The following is a 15,147-nucleotide window of genomic DNA, read 5'->3' as shown; positions in this document are numbered from 1 at the left end:
CCGCGGCGGCTGCGCCGCCGGCCGGCGCTCCGGGCCTGTTCCCCCCACCCGCCCGCCCGTTCCCGCTTCGCCGCGCGAGGCCACCTGCCGAGGGCGGGTGGGTGGGCACGGCACCGCCGGCGGGGCGGGGCGTGGTTGGGAGCCGGCCTGCGGCCGGCTACGCGTGGAGGTGGAGGACGGCCCGTTCCGCCCATTCCGGTGGGGTGGTGACGCGGGAGACGACGATCATCACGGTGAAGGCCAGCGGGACCGTCCAGGCCGCCGGTTGGGCGAGGAGGACGGTGAGCCAGCCGGCGGACGGGTCGGTGAGGACCGAGGCCGCCGCCGCGCCCGTCGCGGCGAGGACGCCGGCCGCCAGGCCGGCGGCCGCGCCGGCGGAGGTCAGGCCGCGCCACCAGATGCCGAGCACGAGCAGTGGGCAGAACGTCGAGGCGGCCACCGCGAAGGCCCAGCCCACGGCCACGTTGATGTCGACCGACCGCGCCGGCAGCGAGAGCAGCACCGCCACCAGCGCGCCGACCACGACCGCGGCCCGCAGCCGCGGCACGCTCGCCCGGGACAGGTCGTGGGAGAGCCCGCCCGCCAGGGCGAGCAGCAGTCCGGAGGACGTGGAGAGGAAGGCCGCGAACGCGCCGGCGGCGACGATCGCGGTCAGCACCGCGCCCCAGCCGCCCGGCACGATCTCGCCCGGCAGCACCACGGTGACGGTGTCCGTGTCGCCGCCGTTCACCAGGTCGGGCGTGAAGACCCGGCCGAGCAGCCCGTAGACGGCGGGGAAGAGGTAGAAGAGGCCGAGCAGCACGATCACGCCGACCGCCACCCGCCGCGCCGCCCAGGCCGTGGCGCTGGTGTGGAAGCGCATGATGACGTGCGGCAGGCCGACCGCGCCCAGCGTGGTGGCGAGCAGCACCGACCAGGTGGCGAGCAGCGGCTGCCCCGAGCCCTCCAGGTCGAGCAGCGGTCGGCTCCACTCGCTGACGTCCATCCGCAGCGCCTCCTCGCGGGCGCCGGAGCCCGCGTGCACCACGAGGAAGACCGCCGGCACCGCGATGAAGAGCAGCTTCACCAGGTAGTGGAAGCCCTGGACATAGGTGGCCGAGCGCATGCCGCCGGCCGCGATGGAGACGCTCACCACCAGGCCCGCCAGGACCACCCCCACCCAGTAGGGCGTGCCGCTCACCAGGTGCAGCACCACGCCGGCGCCCTTGAACTGCGGCACCAGGTAGAGCCACATGATCACCAGCACGATGACGGCGCAGAGCCGTCGGATGGCGGGCGAGCCGAGCCGGTAGTCGGCGAAGTCGGGGACGGTGTAGGCGCCGGAGCGCCGCATCGGCCCGGCGACGAGGGCGGCGACGGCGACGTAGCCGGCGGTGAAGCCGACCGCGTACCAGAGGGTGCCGATGCCGTTCTTCAGCATCAGTCCGGCCAGGCCGAGGACGGACGCGGCCGAGACGTACTCGCCGGCGATGGCCATGGCGTTCCAGCCGGGCGCGACCCGGCGCGAGGCCACCAGGAAGTCGGGGGTGGTGGAGCGGGTGGCGCGCACCCCGTAGAGGCCGATGGCCATGCTGGCCGCCAGCAGCAGGCCGATCGCCAGCAGCCCGGTCATCCGGGGCCCCGGCCCGAGGCCCGCTCGACGCGCTCGGCGCCGCGCACGTGCCGGACGGCGATCAGCAGCAGCAGCGGGTAGCTGGCGGCCATCAGCAGCAGCCAGGAGGCCGGCACGCCGGCCACCGTGAACCGGCCGAGCACCGGCAGCGCGCCGAGCAGTCCGCTGAGTCCGAAGAGCAGCAGGGCCAGCAGGCCGAGGGTGCGGGCGGCGTGCCGTCGTTGGGTGGTGAACAGCTCGCGGGCGGCGGTCAGTTCACGCTCGTCCTCGGCGCCGGGTCCGGGCAGCGGCGGCAGGTGGCGGGGCGGCCGGTGGCCGCGGGAGAGCGCGATCCTGGTCTGCGGGCTGGTGACCCGCACCCGGCGGGGCGTGGCGGTCATGTCAGCGGCCCTCGTCCCGGACGGCGGCCAGCAGCCGCTCCTTGAGGGCGCGGGCGTGCCGCCGGCTGACCGGCACGTCGCCGGCCGGGGTGGCCGCGACGAGCCCGGAGGAGCTGGTGACCCGCAGGTCGCGGACCCAGCGGACGGCGACCAGGTAGCCGCGGTGGGCGCGGACGAAGCCGGCCGCCGACCACACCTCCTCCAGGTAGCTGAGCGAGAGCCGGATCAGGTGGGCGTCCTGCTCGGTGTGCAGCCGCACGTAGTCGCCGTGCGCCTCGGCGAAGTGGATGTCGTCGCGGTGCACGAAGACGGTGTGCCGGCCGGTCTCGATCTGCACCACGGCGAGCTCGTCCCTGGCCGGCTCGGCCGCCAGGTCGGGCCGGGCGGCGGCGGCCCGGGTGACGGCCTCGGCGAGCCGCTCGGCCCTGATCGGCTTGAGGAGGTAGTCGGCGGCGCCGATGCCGAAGGCCTCGACGGCGTGGGACTCGGAGGCGGTGACGAAGACGATGGCGGGCGGGGTGGAGAGCATGCCGAGGACGCGGGCGACGTCCATGCCGGTGAGGCCCGGCATGGAGATGTCGAGGAAGACGGCGTCGAAGGTGTCGGTGCCGAGGAGCCGGACCGCGGCCTCCCCGCCGTCGGCCTCGCTCACCTCGGCGATCTCGGGCATGGCGGCCAGCATGTCGGCCAGTTCCTCGCGGGTCGAGGTCTCGTCCTCGACGACCAGCACCCGCAGCGTCCTCGACGTCCTCATCGGGTCGTCACCCCTCGCATGAACTTCGGCACCCGGATGACGACCTTGGTACCGCCGCCCCGCGCCGTCTCGATGACCAGGCCGTACTCGGGCCCGTAGACGGTCCGCAGCCGCTGGTCGACGTTGGCCAGGCCGACGCCGCCGCGCCCGCCTCCCCCGCCGGCGAGGATGGCGCGGGCCTGTTCCGGCTCCATGCCCACCCCGTCGTCCTCCACCTCGATGACGCACAGCGGTCCCTCGCCGAAGCCGGAGACGCTGATGGCGCCGGGCCCGGGCTTGGGTTCGAGGCCGTGCCGGACGGCGTTCTCCACGATCGGCTGGATGACGAGGAAGGGGATGGCGACGGGCAGGATCTCGGGCGCCATCCGCACCGTGAGCTCCATCCGGTCGTCGAAGCGGGCGCGTTGCAGTTCGAGGTAGGTCTGGACGGCCTGGAGCTCGTCGGCGACGGTGGCGTAGTCGCCCTGGGTGGAGAAGCTGTAGCGCAGGTAGTCGGCGAAGTCGTTGAGCAGGGTGCGGGCCCGGTCCGGGTCGGTGCGGATGCGGGCGCCGATGACGGCCAGCGCGTTGTGCAGGAAGTGCGGGGAGATCTGGGCCCGCAGGGTGCGCAGCTCGGCCTGGGTGATGCGGGCGCGGGCGCGGCGCAGCGCGGCGTGGTCGAGGGAGCGGGCGACGAGCGCGGCGGCGGGGGTGAGTTCGGCCTCGTCCGCGTCGCGGGCGGCGAGCGCGCCGGAGAGCTCACCGGCGACGATCAGCGGGACGGCGACCCAGGGCGGGCGGTGGACGGACCCCGCGTGCTCGTAGACGCCGGCGAGCAGCGCGGCGAGCTCGTCCGGGGCCGGGTCCTGGCCCGCGACGGCGACCGGCCTGGCGTCGAGGTCGGCGAGGACGACGGCGCCGGCGCGCAGCAGGCGGCGCAGGCGGCGGGCGGCGGAGGCGGCGCCCCGGCCGGTCAGCCCGTCCCTGAGGTCGGCGTCGATCTCCTGCACGGCGGCGAGCACGGCGGCGGTCCGCCCGTCGTCGGGCCTTCCCCTTCGCATCCGGTCCCCCAGCATGGCCGCACCGTAACCCAGGCCGGCCCGGCCCCATAGGCCCCTGACGCGCTCCGCGTGGAACCGCGGGGATCACTCGACCGGCGCCGGGCCCTCCGCCTGGCTCCGCTCGCGCGCCACCCGCGCCTCGCGCTCCTCCACCTCGGCGAGCGGCGGGTGCAGCTGCATCGGGCCGTACGGGTCCTCGTCGGTGGGCCGGGGCGGTTCGGGGCCGTCCGGGCCGATCCGCATCAGCCGCTCGACCCGGATGACGCGGAACCGGCGGCCGAGCACGGTGAGTTCGTCGCTGGGCGGGCCGGCCCGGTACTCCTCGGCGGCGCGCGCGTAGGTCTCGGCGTCCTCGTCGGAGACCCCTTGCTCCAGCTTGGGCAGGAACTCGGCGAGGTAGTTGTACAGCGTGGAGCGGGCGTCCTGCGGGGTGGGCTGGAGGGCGGCCATCGGCTCCCACGACTTCCGCTTGCGCTCGGCGAAGGTGAAGGTGGCCGGGAGCAGCACCACGCCGGGGTGGGTCTCCAGGGCACGCCGCGAGTCGGCCCGGACGCCGGCCGGGATGCGGTCGGCGCTGTAGTGCAGGGAGCGCAGCTCCATGCGCTGGATGCTCTCCATGATGCCGGTGGGCGCCGCGTGGTCGACGAGCATGCCCTTGGTGCGGCAGCCGGCCTCCCGACGGCGGCTCCGGTCCCCGATGTCCCGGCCCAGGTCGTCCGGGTCGGTGGGCCGCGGCCCCTCGAGCCCGTCGGGGCCGATCCTGGCGAACTCGTCGCCCCGCACGATCCGGTACCTGGTCTCGCCGACCCACAGCTCGTCGACGGGCTCGTTCTCGAGGCGGGCGACGGCGGCCAGCAGCTGGTCGCGCAGCGGGTCGCCGGGTCTCGTGCCGTCCTTCGCCCCGAACCACAGGTGCGAGTTGAGCCCGTCCCTTGAGTGCTGCGGAAAACCGTCACTCACGTCGCTGAGCAGCCGCCACGCCTGCCCGTCCTCGGGCCGCTGCTCGGCGAACCCGAACACGGGTCCGCGGATGACGACGTGGGGATACCGCTCGGCGGACCTGATGGTGTCCTGCTCCGTCACCTCGGAGACGGGGTCGTCCCGGTGGATGACGCGGAAGGTCAGGTGACGCGGTGGGTTCTTCCGGTGATCCTTCATGTGCTCACCGTGACATCAACCGCGTGCCGGATACAGGCGATTACACAAAGTCCCCTCTTTGGAGGGGCTAGCTTGCCCCCATGTTCACGTCCGCGCCCACGCCTTCACGCTTCCGCGTCAGTAACCGACGGTGAAGCGTTCGCCGACGTGCCGCGGGTTCTCGATCTCGTCGACCAGCGCCACGGCGTAGTCCTCGGTGGAGATCCGGCTCTCGCCCTTCTCGTCCACGACGAGGTCGTCGAGCGCGGTGCGGAAGCTGCCCGTGCGGCTGCCGGGCTCGATCGTGGCGGCCGGGCTGAAGCTGGTCCAGTGGATGGCCTGTTCCGCTCCCCGCAGATAGGCGAGCGCGTCCCCGTGCGCGCGCATGATCTCCAGCACCGGCTCGGGCAACCCCGGCGTGTCCCAGAGCTGCCTGCCGTCCGGGGTCCTGAGCGAGCCGGCACCGCCGACCATGATCAACCGCGGCGCGCCGTCGCCCAGCGCGTGCAGGCCGGCGACCAGGGCCACGGCCGAGGGCTCGATCAACGCCCGGTGCCCGGCGGCGTCACCCCCGCCGACGGCGCTGACCAGCACGTCCTGCCCCTGCCCCACGGCACTGACATCGGCCGGGTCGAGCACGTCGCCGCTGACGACCGTCAGGTTCTCGTGCTCTCTGCTCACCTTCGCCGGATCCCGCACCACCGCGGTCACGGTGTGCCCACGATCGAGGGCCTCACTGACCACCCGATGCCCGATGCTGCCGTTCGCCCCGAAGACCGCGATCCTGGCCATGCCTCCACGCTCCGCTGAGGTTGCGCCTGCCACCTCAGCGTCTCACCACGCGCCGCCTCCGGCATCCCGACGGCTCCCCCGTTCCGCGCTCCGCGCGGGTTCTTCCCCCCGCCCACCCGCGCGGGCGAAGGGCTTCGCCCGAAGACCCGGCGGCACAGCCGCCCGCCCCCGCGCTCCGCGCGGGCTTCCCCTGCCCACCCGCCCCCTGGGACGGGAGGGCAGGCGCCGCCCCAGCCGCCTTCCCCGCCGGGCGGGCACGCGGGAAAGACCCGCGCAGCAAGGCACCCCGGCGGCGAAGCCGCCGCAGGCGCGCACAGCACGGAAAGGGCACCACCCGCCTCCCCCGCGCGCAGCGCGGAAGGGCCGACGGGCGGGGAACCCGCTGGGCGAAGGCCCGAAGGCGAAACCGCGAATGACGCGCGAAGCGCGAAAGGGCGGGTGGGCGGGGGCGCCGCCCCCCGCGGCGCAGCCGTCGCAGGCGCGCGAAGCACGACAAAAGGGCCCCGGCGGCGCAGCCGCCGATGGCGCGCGGAGCGCAACGGCACCCGGCGGCGCAGCCGCTTGCCCCCGCGCGCAGCGCGGGAAGGGCCCCGGCGGCGGAGCCGTCGGGGCCGTGCGGTGCGCCGGGGTCGAAGGCCGTCGTGGGCGAGGGGACCTTCGAGCCCTGCGCGGCAGCGCCCGAGGCTCTGAGAGGGGAGCTCAGAGCCTCGGGCAGGATGCCGGGCGGGGGGTCCCGGCGGCTGAGGCGGTTGGGGCCGCCGCCTCAGTGCGTGGTGGCGCGTTCCGCGCCGGCGCCCGTGAGGGCGCGGACCTGGAGCTTGGCGAACTTGCCGGGGTCGCTCTCCTTCGAGAGCAGCGTGCCGATCACCGCGCAGAGCAGGCCGACCGGGATGGACACCAGGCCGGGGTTCTCCAGCGGGAACCAGTGGAAGTCGACGCTCTCCGGGAAGAGCGACAGGTTGTTGCCAGCCGCGTCCACGCCCTTGCCGGAGACCACCGGCGAGAAGAACACCAGGCCGACGGAGCTGATCAGGCCGCCGTAGATGCCGGCGACCGCGCCCGTCGTGTTGAACCGCTTCCAGAAGAGCGAGAACAGGATCACCGGCAGGTTGGCCGAGGCCGCGATCGCGAAGGCGAGGGCGACCAGGAAGGCCACGTTGAGGTTCTGCGCGAAGATCGCCAGCACGATGGCCACCGCTCCGACGCCGATCGCCGCGAACCTGGCGACCCTGACCTCCTCCTTCTCGCTCGCCTTCCCGCGCCGCAGCACACTGTTGTAGAAGTCGTGCGCCAGCGAGGAGGACGAGGCGATCGTCAGGCCGGCCACCGTGGACAGGATCGTGGCGAAGGCCACGGCCGCGATGAACGCGAGCATCACCGCGCCCCAGAACTCCCCGCCGAAGTGGTCACCGACCGCCTGTGCGAGCTGCGGCGCCGCCGTGTTGCCAGCCGTGTTCTGCGCCCTGATCGCCTCGCTGCCGACCAGCGCCGCCGCGCCGAAGCCCAGCACCAGGGTCAGCAGGTAGAAGGTGCCGATGATGCCGATGGCCCAGTTGACCGACGTCCGCGCGGTCTTGGAGTCGGGCACCGTGTAGAAGCGGATCAGGATGTGCGGCAGGCCCGCCGTGCCGAGCACCAGCGCCAGGCCGAGGCTGATCAGGTCCAGCTTGTTGACCATCGTCTGCCAGGCGTCGCCGGCCACTTCGACGCCGTATCGCTGGCCGGGTTCGAGGAACGCCTGCCCGGCGCCGCCGTCGGCCGACGCGTCGTTCATCAGCGCGCCGAAGTCGAAGTCGTAGATGGCCAGCACCAGCGCCGTGACGAGCAGCGCGCCGCCCATCAGCATCACGGCCTTGACGATCTGCACCCAGGTGGTGCCCGTCATGCCGCCGAAGGACACGTAGACGACCATCAGGATGCCGACCACGACGATGCCCACGATCTTGGCCGTGTCGGCGCTCATCCCGAGGTAGGTCTCGCCCTCCTCGATGCCGAGCAGCAGCGCCACCAGCGCGCCCGCGCCCACCATCTGGGCCAGCAGGTAGAAGATCGAGACGGTCAGCGTGGAGACGGAGGCAGCCGTCCGCACCGGGCGTTGCCGCATCCGGTACGAGACCACGTCCGCCATCGTGAACCGGCCGGAGTTCCGCAGCAGTTCCGCGACCAACAGCAGCGCCACCAGCCAGGCGACGAGGAAGCCGATGGAGTAGAGGAACCCGTCGTACCCGAAGAGCGCGATCATGCCGGCGATGCCGAGGAAGGAGGCGGCGGACATGTAGTCGCCGCCGATCGCGAAGCCGTTCTGGATGCCGGTGAAGCCGCGGCCTCCGGAGTGGAAGTCGGTCGCCGACTTGGTCTTGCGGCTGGCCCTGACCGTGATGCCGATCGTCAACGCGATCAGCGCCACGAAGAGGATCATCGTGATCAGCCGCTCCTGCGAGGTGGCGCCCTCGCCCTCGGCGGCGGCCGCCAGGGTGCTGGTGAGCATCACGCCTCGTCTCCCTTCCGCGCGGCCGGCACGCCGGAACCGGTCTCCAGCTCGTCGCGCAGCTCGTCGGCGAGCGGGTCGAAGCGGCGGTTGGCGTAACGGGAGTACAGGATCGCGATGCCGAACGTCGTGACGAACTGGAGCAGACCGAAGAAGAGCGCGACGTTGGCGCTCCCCACCACCTGGGTGGACATGATGTCGCGCGCGTAGGCGGACATCAGCACGTACAGCACGTACCAGGCGAGGAAGCCGATGCTGGCCGGGACCACGAAGCGCAGCAGCCGGGCGCGCAGTTCGTGGAAGCGGGGATCGTCGTGCATCGCGGCCGAGCGTGCCTCCAGATCACCGCCCGGTGGCGGATCGCTGGCTTCGGGGACGGAATGCGTCGTCGTCATCTCCGGCTCCAATATCGGGCGGTGCGGAACTTCTCCGGGAACTCCTCGGGGGGACTTCTCCGGGGACTGTCTTCCGAGGAAATGTAAGGAGCGTCACACGACCTCGGTACCGCCCGGCGGCGCCACTCGACGAACGGTCGAATTCCGCGCCGAGTGGCGGACGACCGGCATTCGATCCCGAACACGCGTCAGGGGCCTCCCCTCCGCCGGCTGCGGAGGGAAGACCCCTGACGAACGAACCTGTCGGTCAGCTCACTTGATGATCTTGGTGACCTGGCCGGCGCCCACGGTCCGACCACCCTCACGGATGGCGAACTTCAGGCCCTCCTCCATGGCGATGGGCTGGATCAGCTCGACGCGCATGTCGGTGTTGTCGCCCGGCATGACCATCTCGGTGCCCTCGGGGAGGTGCACGACGCCGGTCACGTCCGTGGTACGGAAGTAGAACTGCGGGCGGTAGTTGTTGAAGAACGGCGTGTGACGGCCACCCTCGTCCTTGGACAGGATGTACGCGGTCGCCTCGAACTCGGTGTGCGGGGTGACCGAACCGGGCTTGATGATGACCTGGCCGCGCTCGACGTCCTCGCGCTTGACGCCACGGAGCAGCAGACCCACGTTCTCGCCGGCGCGCCCCTCGTCGAGGAGCTTGCGGAACATCTCGATGCCGGTGACGGTGGTGCTGGTCTTCTCCGTGTGGATGCCGATGATGTCGACGGTCTCGTTGACCTTCAGGACACCACGCTCGATACGACCGGTGACGACGGTGCCACGACCGGTGATCGTGAAGACGTCCTCGATCGGCATCAGGAACGGCTTGTCGATGTCGCGCTCCGGCTGCGGGATCGCGTCGTCGACGGCCTGCATGAGCTCCAGAACGGTCTTGGACCACTCCGGGTCGCCCTCGAGGGCCTTGAGCGCGGAGACCTTGACGACGGGGACGTCGTCGCCCGGGAACTCGTACTCGGTCAGCAGCTCACGGACCTCGAGCTCGACGAGCTCCATGATCTCCTCGTCGTCCACCATGTCGGCCTTGTTCAGGGCGACAACGATGTACGGCACGCCGACCTGGCGGGCCAGGAGCACGTGCTCCTTGGTCTGCGGCATCGGGCCGTCGGTGGCGGCGACCACCAGGATCGCGCCGTCCATCTGGGCGGCACCGGTGATCATGTTCTTGATGTAGTCCGCGTGGCCCGGGCAGTCAACGTGAGCGTAGTGACGGTTCTCCGTCTGGTACTCGACGTGCGCGATGGAGATCGTGATACCGCGCTGACGCTCCTCCGGAGCCTTGTCAATGTTCTCGAACGCGAAGCTCTCGTTCACGTCCGGGTACGCGTCGTGCAGCACCTTGGTAATCGCCGCGGTAAGCGTCGTCTTGCCGTGGTCGATGTGACCGATGGTGCCAATGTTGACGTGCGGCTTAGTCCGCTCGAACTTCGCCTTCGCCACTGGGGTCCTCCTGTGGACTGGTGCTGTACGCCCCCCGCGAACTGCGGGAGGTTTTCAGAATGGTCGACCGAACCGGTCAGGACCCCGAGGGGATGCCCTTGACCGCTTCGCTGAAGGGCTGGGCACCGGGGGCGGCAACGCGCCCCCGACACCCCGTATCGCCCAAGCCTAAGGGCTACTCGCCCTTGGCCTTCGCGATGATCTCCTCGGCGACGTTCCGCGGAACCTCGCCGTAGGAGTTGAACTCCATGCTGTAGCTCGCACGCCCCGAGGTCTTGGAGCGCAGGTCGCCGACGTAGCCGAACATCTCCGACAGCGGGACCAGGGCCTTGACGACCTTGTCCCCGTGCCGGTCCTCCATGGCCTGGATCTGGCCACGGCGGGAGTTGATGTCACCGATGACATCGCCCATGTAGTCCTCGGGCGTGTTGACCTCGACCGCCATCAGCGGTTCGAGGATCACCGGCTTGGCCTGCCGGGCGGCCTCCTTGAAGGCCATGGAGCCCGCGATCTTGAACGCCATCTCCGAGGAGTCGACGTCGTGGAACGCACCGTCGAGCAGGGTCACCTTGACACCCGTGAGCGGGTAGCCGGCGAGGACACCGAAGTCCATCGCCTCCTGGCAGCCCGCGTCCACCGAGGGGATGTACTCCTTGGGGATGCGGCCACCGGTGACCTTGTTCTCGAACAGGTAGCCACCGTCCTCCAGCGGCTCCAGGGCGATCTGCACCTTCGCGAACTGACCGGAACCACCGGTCTGCTTCTTGTGGGTGTAGTCGACCCGCTCGACGGCCCGACGCACGGTCTCCCGGTAGGCGACCTGCGGCTTGCCGACGTTGGCCTCGACCTTGAACTCCCGCTTCATGCGGTCGACCAGGATGTCGAGGTGGAGCTCGCCCATGCCGGAGATGATGGTCTGGCCCGTCTCCTGGTCGGACTTGACCTGGAAGGACGGGTCCTCCTCGGCGAGGCGCTGGATCGCGATGCTGAGCTTCTCCTGGTCGCCCTTGGACTTGGGCTCGATGGCGACCTCGATGACCGGGGCCGGGAAGTCCATCGACTCCAGGATGACCGGGTTGGCCGGGTCGCACAGCGTTTCGCCCGTCGTGGTCTGCTTCAGACCCATGACGGCCACGATGTCGCCGGCGCCGACGCGGTCGATCTCCTCACGCTTGTTGGCGTGCATCCGGTAGATCTTGCCGATCCGCTCCTTCTTCTCCTTCACGGAGTTCTGCACCTGCGCGCCCGCGGTGAGCACGCCGGAGTAGACCCGGATGAAGGTGAGCTTGCCCAGGTGGGGGTCGCTCGCGATCTTGAAGGCGAGAGCGGCCAGCGGCTCGTCCTCGGACGGCTTCCGACGGATGACCTCGTCGGGGTTCCGTACGGCCTGGCCCTCGATGGCCTCGACGTCCAGCGGCGACGGCAGGTACCGCACCACGGCGTCGAGCAGCGGCTGCACGCCCTTGTTCTTGAACGCGGTGCCGCAGAACACCGGGGTGACCGTGGAGGCGTCGGTGCCGGTGGACGCGAGGGTCACGCGGCGGATCGCCGTGTACAGCTGCTCCTCGGTGGGCTCGTTGCCCTCGAGGTACAGCTCCATGAGCTCCTCGTCGTTCTCCGCGACGGCCTCGACCAGCTTGGCGCGCCACTCCTCGGCCTGGGCCTGGAGGTCCTCGGGAATGTCGACGACGTCGTACATCTCACCGAGCTTGGTGTCCTCGGACCACACCAGGGCCTTCATCCGGACGAGGTCCACCACGCCCTTGAATCCGGCCTCGGCACCGATCGGCAGCTGCATGACGAGCGGCTGCGCGTTGAGCCGCTCGACGATCATGTCGACGCAGCGGAAGAAGTCGGCGCCCGTGCGGTCGAGCTTGTTCACGAAGCAGATGCGGGGCACACCGTAACGGTTCGCCTGCCGCCAGACCGTCTCGGACTGCGGCTCCACGCCCGCGACCCCGTCGAACACCGTGACGGCACCGTCGAGCACCCGGAGGGAACGCTCCACCTCGACGGTGAAGTCGACGTGGCCCGGGGTGTCGATGATGTTGATGGTGTTCTCGACGTTGTCCAGCGACCAGTGACAGGTGACAGCGGCGGAGGTGATCGTGATGCCACGCTCCCGCTCCTGCTCCATCCAGTCGGTGGTGGCCGCGCCGTCGTGAACCTCACCGATCTTGTAGCTCAGACCGGTGTAGAACAGGATCCGCTCGGTGGTCGTCGTCTTGCCCGCGTCGATGTGGGCCATGATCCCGATGTTGCGGACCTTGGCCAGGTCAAGTGAAGTGGTAGCCATCTGGCTTCAGTCTTCTCTCGGTCTCGATGGGGGTTGCGACTACCAGCGGTAGTGCGCGAAGGCCTTGTTGGACTCGGCCATCTTGTGAGTGTCCTCACGCTTCTTGACGGAGGCGCCAAGACCGTTGGACGCGTCGAGCAGCTCGTTCATCAGCCGCTCGGTCATGGTCTTCTCACGACGGGCACGGGAGTAGCCCACGAGCCAGCGGAGCGCGAGGGTGGAGGAACGGCCGGGCTTGACCTCGACCGGCACCTGGTACGTGGCACCGCCGACGCGGCGGGACTTGACCTCGATGGTCGGCTTCACGTTCTCCAGGGCACGCTTGAGGGAGATGACCGGGTCGTTGCCCGTCTTCTCGCGCAGCCCCTCCATGGCGCCGTACACGATGCGCTCGGCGGTGGAGCGCTTGCCGTTGAGCAGCACCTTGTTGATCAGCGACGTCACCAGAGGAGAGCCGTAGACCGGGTCGACGTGAACCGGACGCTTCGGCGCGGGGCCCTTACGAGGCATCTCTTACTTCTCCTTCTTGGCGCCGTAGCGGCTGCGGGCCTGCTTGCGGTTCTTCACACCCTGGGTGTCCAGGGAGCCGCGGATGATCTTGTAACGAACACCCGGCAGGTCCTTCACACGACCACCGCGCACCAGCACGATGGAGTGCTCCTGAAGGTTGTGGTTCTCACCCGGAATGTAGGCGGTGACCTCGATGCCGTTGCTCAGACGCACACGGGCGACCTTGCGCAGGGCCGAGTTCGGCTTCTTCGGGGTGGTCGTGAACACACGCGTGCAGACGCCACGGCGCTGGGGGGAACCCTCGAGCGCGGGCGTCTTGTTCTTCTCGACCTTGTCCTGCCGGCCCTTGCGGACCAGCTGCTGGATCGTTGGCACCGTTTCTCCGGTTTCTCTGTGCCGATCTCGATAAAGCTAACCTGGACACCCGCCGACCCACGCGGTCGGGCGTGTCGAAGACTGCAGGATTCCCGCGCGATGCGGATGCAGATCCCGGGTCTCCCGTCTGGCTGCTGAAAGCGCGCAGGAGAAACCCCAGGCACAAGGTCAGAGCGTACCTACCCCACGGGCTGCGGTCAAAACGATCTCCCAGCCGCACAATGACCGTATGAACAGAGGTGGGGAAAGTGGAATCGATGGTGTGGCGAGAGCCACGGAGACAACCGAGACGACTGACGATACCGGCTCGGAGGCCGAGCCGACACCGCCCCGAAGACGCCGACGCCGCTGGCTCTGGACATCCCTCTGCGCCCTGACCGCCGTCCTGCTGCTCGCCGGAACGGCGGTCGGCTTCGTCTACTGGCGCACCGACCAGGCGCTCAGCTCCATCGAGCGAATACCCGACGCGCTCCCGACCGCGCCCGAGGCGTCCCAGCCACCGCGCGCCGAGGGCGACGCCCTCGTCTACCTGCTGGTCGGCGTCGACGACGACCGGACGCCCGACGACTCGGAAGCCGGCTGGCAGGCGGGCGAGGCCCGCAGCGACACCATGATGCTGCTCCAGATACCCGCCGACCGGCGGAGCGCCTGGCTGGTCTCGCTGCCGCGCGACACCTGGACCGAGATCCCGGGCCACGGCGAGGCCAAGCTCAACGCCGCCTACTCCTGGGGCGGCCCCTCCCTGATGGTGGAGACCGTCCAGAACCTGACCGGCGTCCGGATCGACCACCTCGCGGTGATCGACTGGTCCGGCTTCCGCGAACTCACCGACGCCGTCGGAGGCGTCACCATCGACGGCGCACGCCTCGACGGCCGCGAGGCACTCGCCTACGTCCGCGAACGCAAATCGCTCCCCGAGGGCGACCTCGACCGCACCCGCCGACAGCAGAACTTCCTGCGCTCCCTGCTGAACGAGACGCTGAGCGCCGGCACCCTCACCGACCCGGGCCGCCTGGGCGCCCTGCTCGACACGGTCGGCGACGTCGTCAGCGTCGACGACCGGCTCAGCAACGGCGACCTGCGCTCGCTCGCCTGGGACCTGCGCGACCTCCGCGGCTCCGCCGTCCACTACATGAACGCGCCGGTCACCGGCGCGGCGATGATCGAGGGCCAGTCCGTGGTGCTGCTGGACGAGGACGCGGCGGCGCCACTCTGGGAGGCCATCCGCACGGACTCCATGCCGTCCCTCGCCGCGTCCGGCGAGGCACCACCCGAACTCGGCACGAACGTCCGCTGACGCCGTGTCCCGGTCGGCCGAGGGTTCTCCCCCACCCACCCGCCCTGCCGCCCTGCCGCCCTGCCGCCCTGCCGCGCGCAGCGCGGCGGCGGCAGGCCCGCGGCGGCTGCGCCGCCGGGTGCGGTGGCGCTTACGCGCCGGGTTTTCCCCCACCCACCCGCCCTTTTCCGCGCTCCGCGCGGAGAGTGGCGGCTGCGCCGCCGGGCGGCCGGGCGCTTCGCGCCGGGGATTTCCCCCACCCACCCGCCCTTTTCCGCGCTCCGCGCGGTGCACGGCCCGGCGGGGCCGGGGGCGGCCGCGCCGCCGAGTGCCCGGGTCGCTTCGCACCGGGGTCTCCCCTCCACCCGCCCCTTTCGCGCAGGGCGCGAGGGGTGGCGGGCCTGACCGCGCTGCGCGCGGTGCACGGCCCGGCGGGGCCGGTCCCGCGGCGGCTACGCCGCCGGGCCACGCGGCCCCCGCCGCACGAGGCCACCCGCCAAGGGCGGGTGGGTGGCGCGGCACCGCACGGCCGCAGGCCGACACGGCCGCAGGCCGACACGGCCGCAGGCCGACACGGCCGCAGGCCGACACGGCCGCAGGGCCCGTCGGCAGCCGGCGAAGCCGGCGTCCCCGGCCCCGGCCGGCG

13 protein-coding genes are annotated in these 15,147 nt (G+C 71.2%); 1 reads left to right on the top strand and 12 read right to left on the bottom strand.

The genetic code is table 11. The features are described 5' to 3' along the window. Positions 1–157 precede the first annotated feature (157 nt). The 12 genes from ACFWI8_RS30040 to rpsL all read right to left on the bottom strand — a co-directional run bounded on the left by ACFWI8_RS30040 (position 158) and on the right by rpsL (position 13,225). Entirely contained in the window at positions 158–1,612 is a 1,455-nt protein-coding gene (locus ACFWI8_RS30040) for a cation acetate symporter (RefSeq protein WP_387098037.1), read from the bottom strand. Further along, complete coding sequence (locus ACFWI8_RS30035; RefSeq protein WP_387098034.1) at positions 1,609–1,992, bottom strand: hypothetical protein; 384 nt, start codon at positions 1,990–1,992, stop codon at positions 1,609–1,611. The genes ACFWI8_RS30040 and ACFWI8_RS30035 overlap by 4 nt, the downstream gene beginning before the upstream one ends. A gap of 1 nt (position 1,993) precedes the next feature. Then, complete coding sequence (locus ACFWI8_RS30030) at positions 1,994–2,746, bottom strand: LytR/AlgR family response regulator transcription factor (protein WP_387098031.1); 753 nt, start codon at positions 2,744–2,746, stop codon at positions 1,994–1,996. Continuing rightward, positions 2,743–3,801 carry a sensor histidine kinase gene (locus tag ACFWI8_RS30025; protein WP_387098028.1) on the bottom strand — a complete coding sequence of 353 codons (1,059 nt, stop codon included), beginning with the start codon at positions 3,799–3,801 and terminating at the stop codon, positions 2,743–2,745. The genes ACFWI8_RS30030 and ACFWI8_RS30025 overlap by 4 nt, the downstream gene beginning before the upstream one ends. Before the next feature lie 69 nt (positions 3,802–3,870). Continuing rightward, entirely contained in the window at positions 3,871–4,944 is a 1,074-nt protein-coding gene (locus ACFWI8_RS30020; RefSeq protein WP_387098026.1) for a DUF5954 family protein, read from the bottom strand. Positions 4,945–5,061: 117 nt separating this feature from the next. After that, positions 5,062–5,715, bottom strand: coding sequence for an NAD(P)-dependent oxidoreductase (locus ACFWI8_RS30015; protein ID WP_387098023.1), 654 nt, complete (start codon positions 5,713–5,715; stop codon positions 5,062–5,064). A gap of 763 nt (positions 5,716–6,478) precedes the next feature. Continuing rightward, positions 6,479–8,203, bottom strand: coding sequence for a cation acetate symporter (locus ACFWI8_RS30010; protein WP_387098020.1), 1,725 nt, complete (start codon positions 8,201–8,203; stop codon positions 6,479–6,481). Next, entirely contained in the window at positions 8,203–8,598 is a 396-nt protein-coding gene (locus ACFWI8_RS30005) for a DUF485 domain-containing protein (protein ID WP_387098017.1), read from the bottom strand. The genes ACFWI8_RS30010 and ACFWI8_RS30005 overlap by 1 nt, the downstream gene beginning before the upstream one ends. Before the next feature lie 252 nt (positions 8,599–8,850). After that, complete coding sequence (tuf, locus tag ACFWI8_RS30000; RefSeq protein ID WP_311600369.1) at positions 8,851–10,044, bottom strand: elongation factor Tu; 1,194 nt, start codon at positions 10,042–10,044, stop codon at positions 8,851–8,853. 175 nt (positions 10,045–10,219) lie between these two features. After that, on the bottom strand, positions 10,220–12,340 hold the full coding sequence (gene fusA, locus ACFWI8_RS29995; protein ID WP_387098014.1) for an elongation factor G: 2,121 nt from the start codon (positions 12,338–12,340) through the stop codon (positions 10,220–10,222). Positions 12,341–12,379: 39 nt separating this feature from the next. Continuing rightward, positions 12,380–12,850, bottom strand: coding sequence for a 30S ribosomal protein S7 (gene rpsG / locus ACFWI8_RS29990; RefSeq protein WP_132816012.1), 471 nt, complete (start codon positions 12,848–12,850; stop codon positions 12,380–12,382). A gap of 3 nt (positions 12,851–12,853) precedes the next feature. Then, positions 12,854–13,225, bottom strand: coding sequence for a 30S ribosomal protein S12 (gene rpsL, locus ACFWI8_RS29985; protein WP_049572471.1), 372 nt, complete (start codon positions 13,223–13,225; stop codon positions 12,854–12,856). Between the two features lie 262 nt (positions 13,226–13,487). On the opposite strand from rpsL, the gene ACFWI8_RS29980 reads away from it, so the two are divergent. After that, a complete protein-coding gene (locus ACFWI8_RS29980) occupies positions 13,488–14,522 on the top strand; it encodes an LCP family protein (protein WP_387098009.1) in 1,035 nt (344 codons plus the stop codon). Positions 14,523–15,147 lie beyond the last annotated feature (625 nt).

The sequence above is a fragment of the Streptomyces sp. NPDC127098 genome (assembly GCF_042722465.1).
Lineage (GTDB): Bacteria > Actinomycetota > Actinomycetes > Streptomycetales > Streptomycetaceae > Streptomyces > Streptomyces millisiae.
This window is presented reverse-complemented; position numbering and strand designations above follow the sequence as displayed.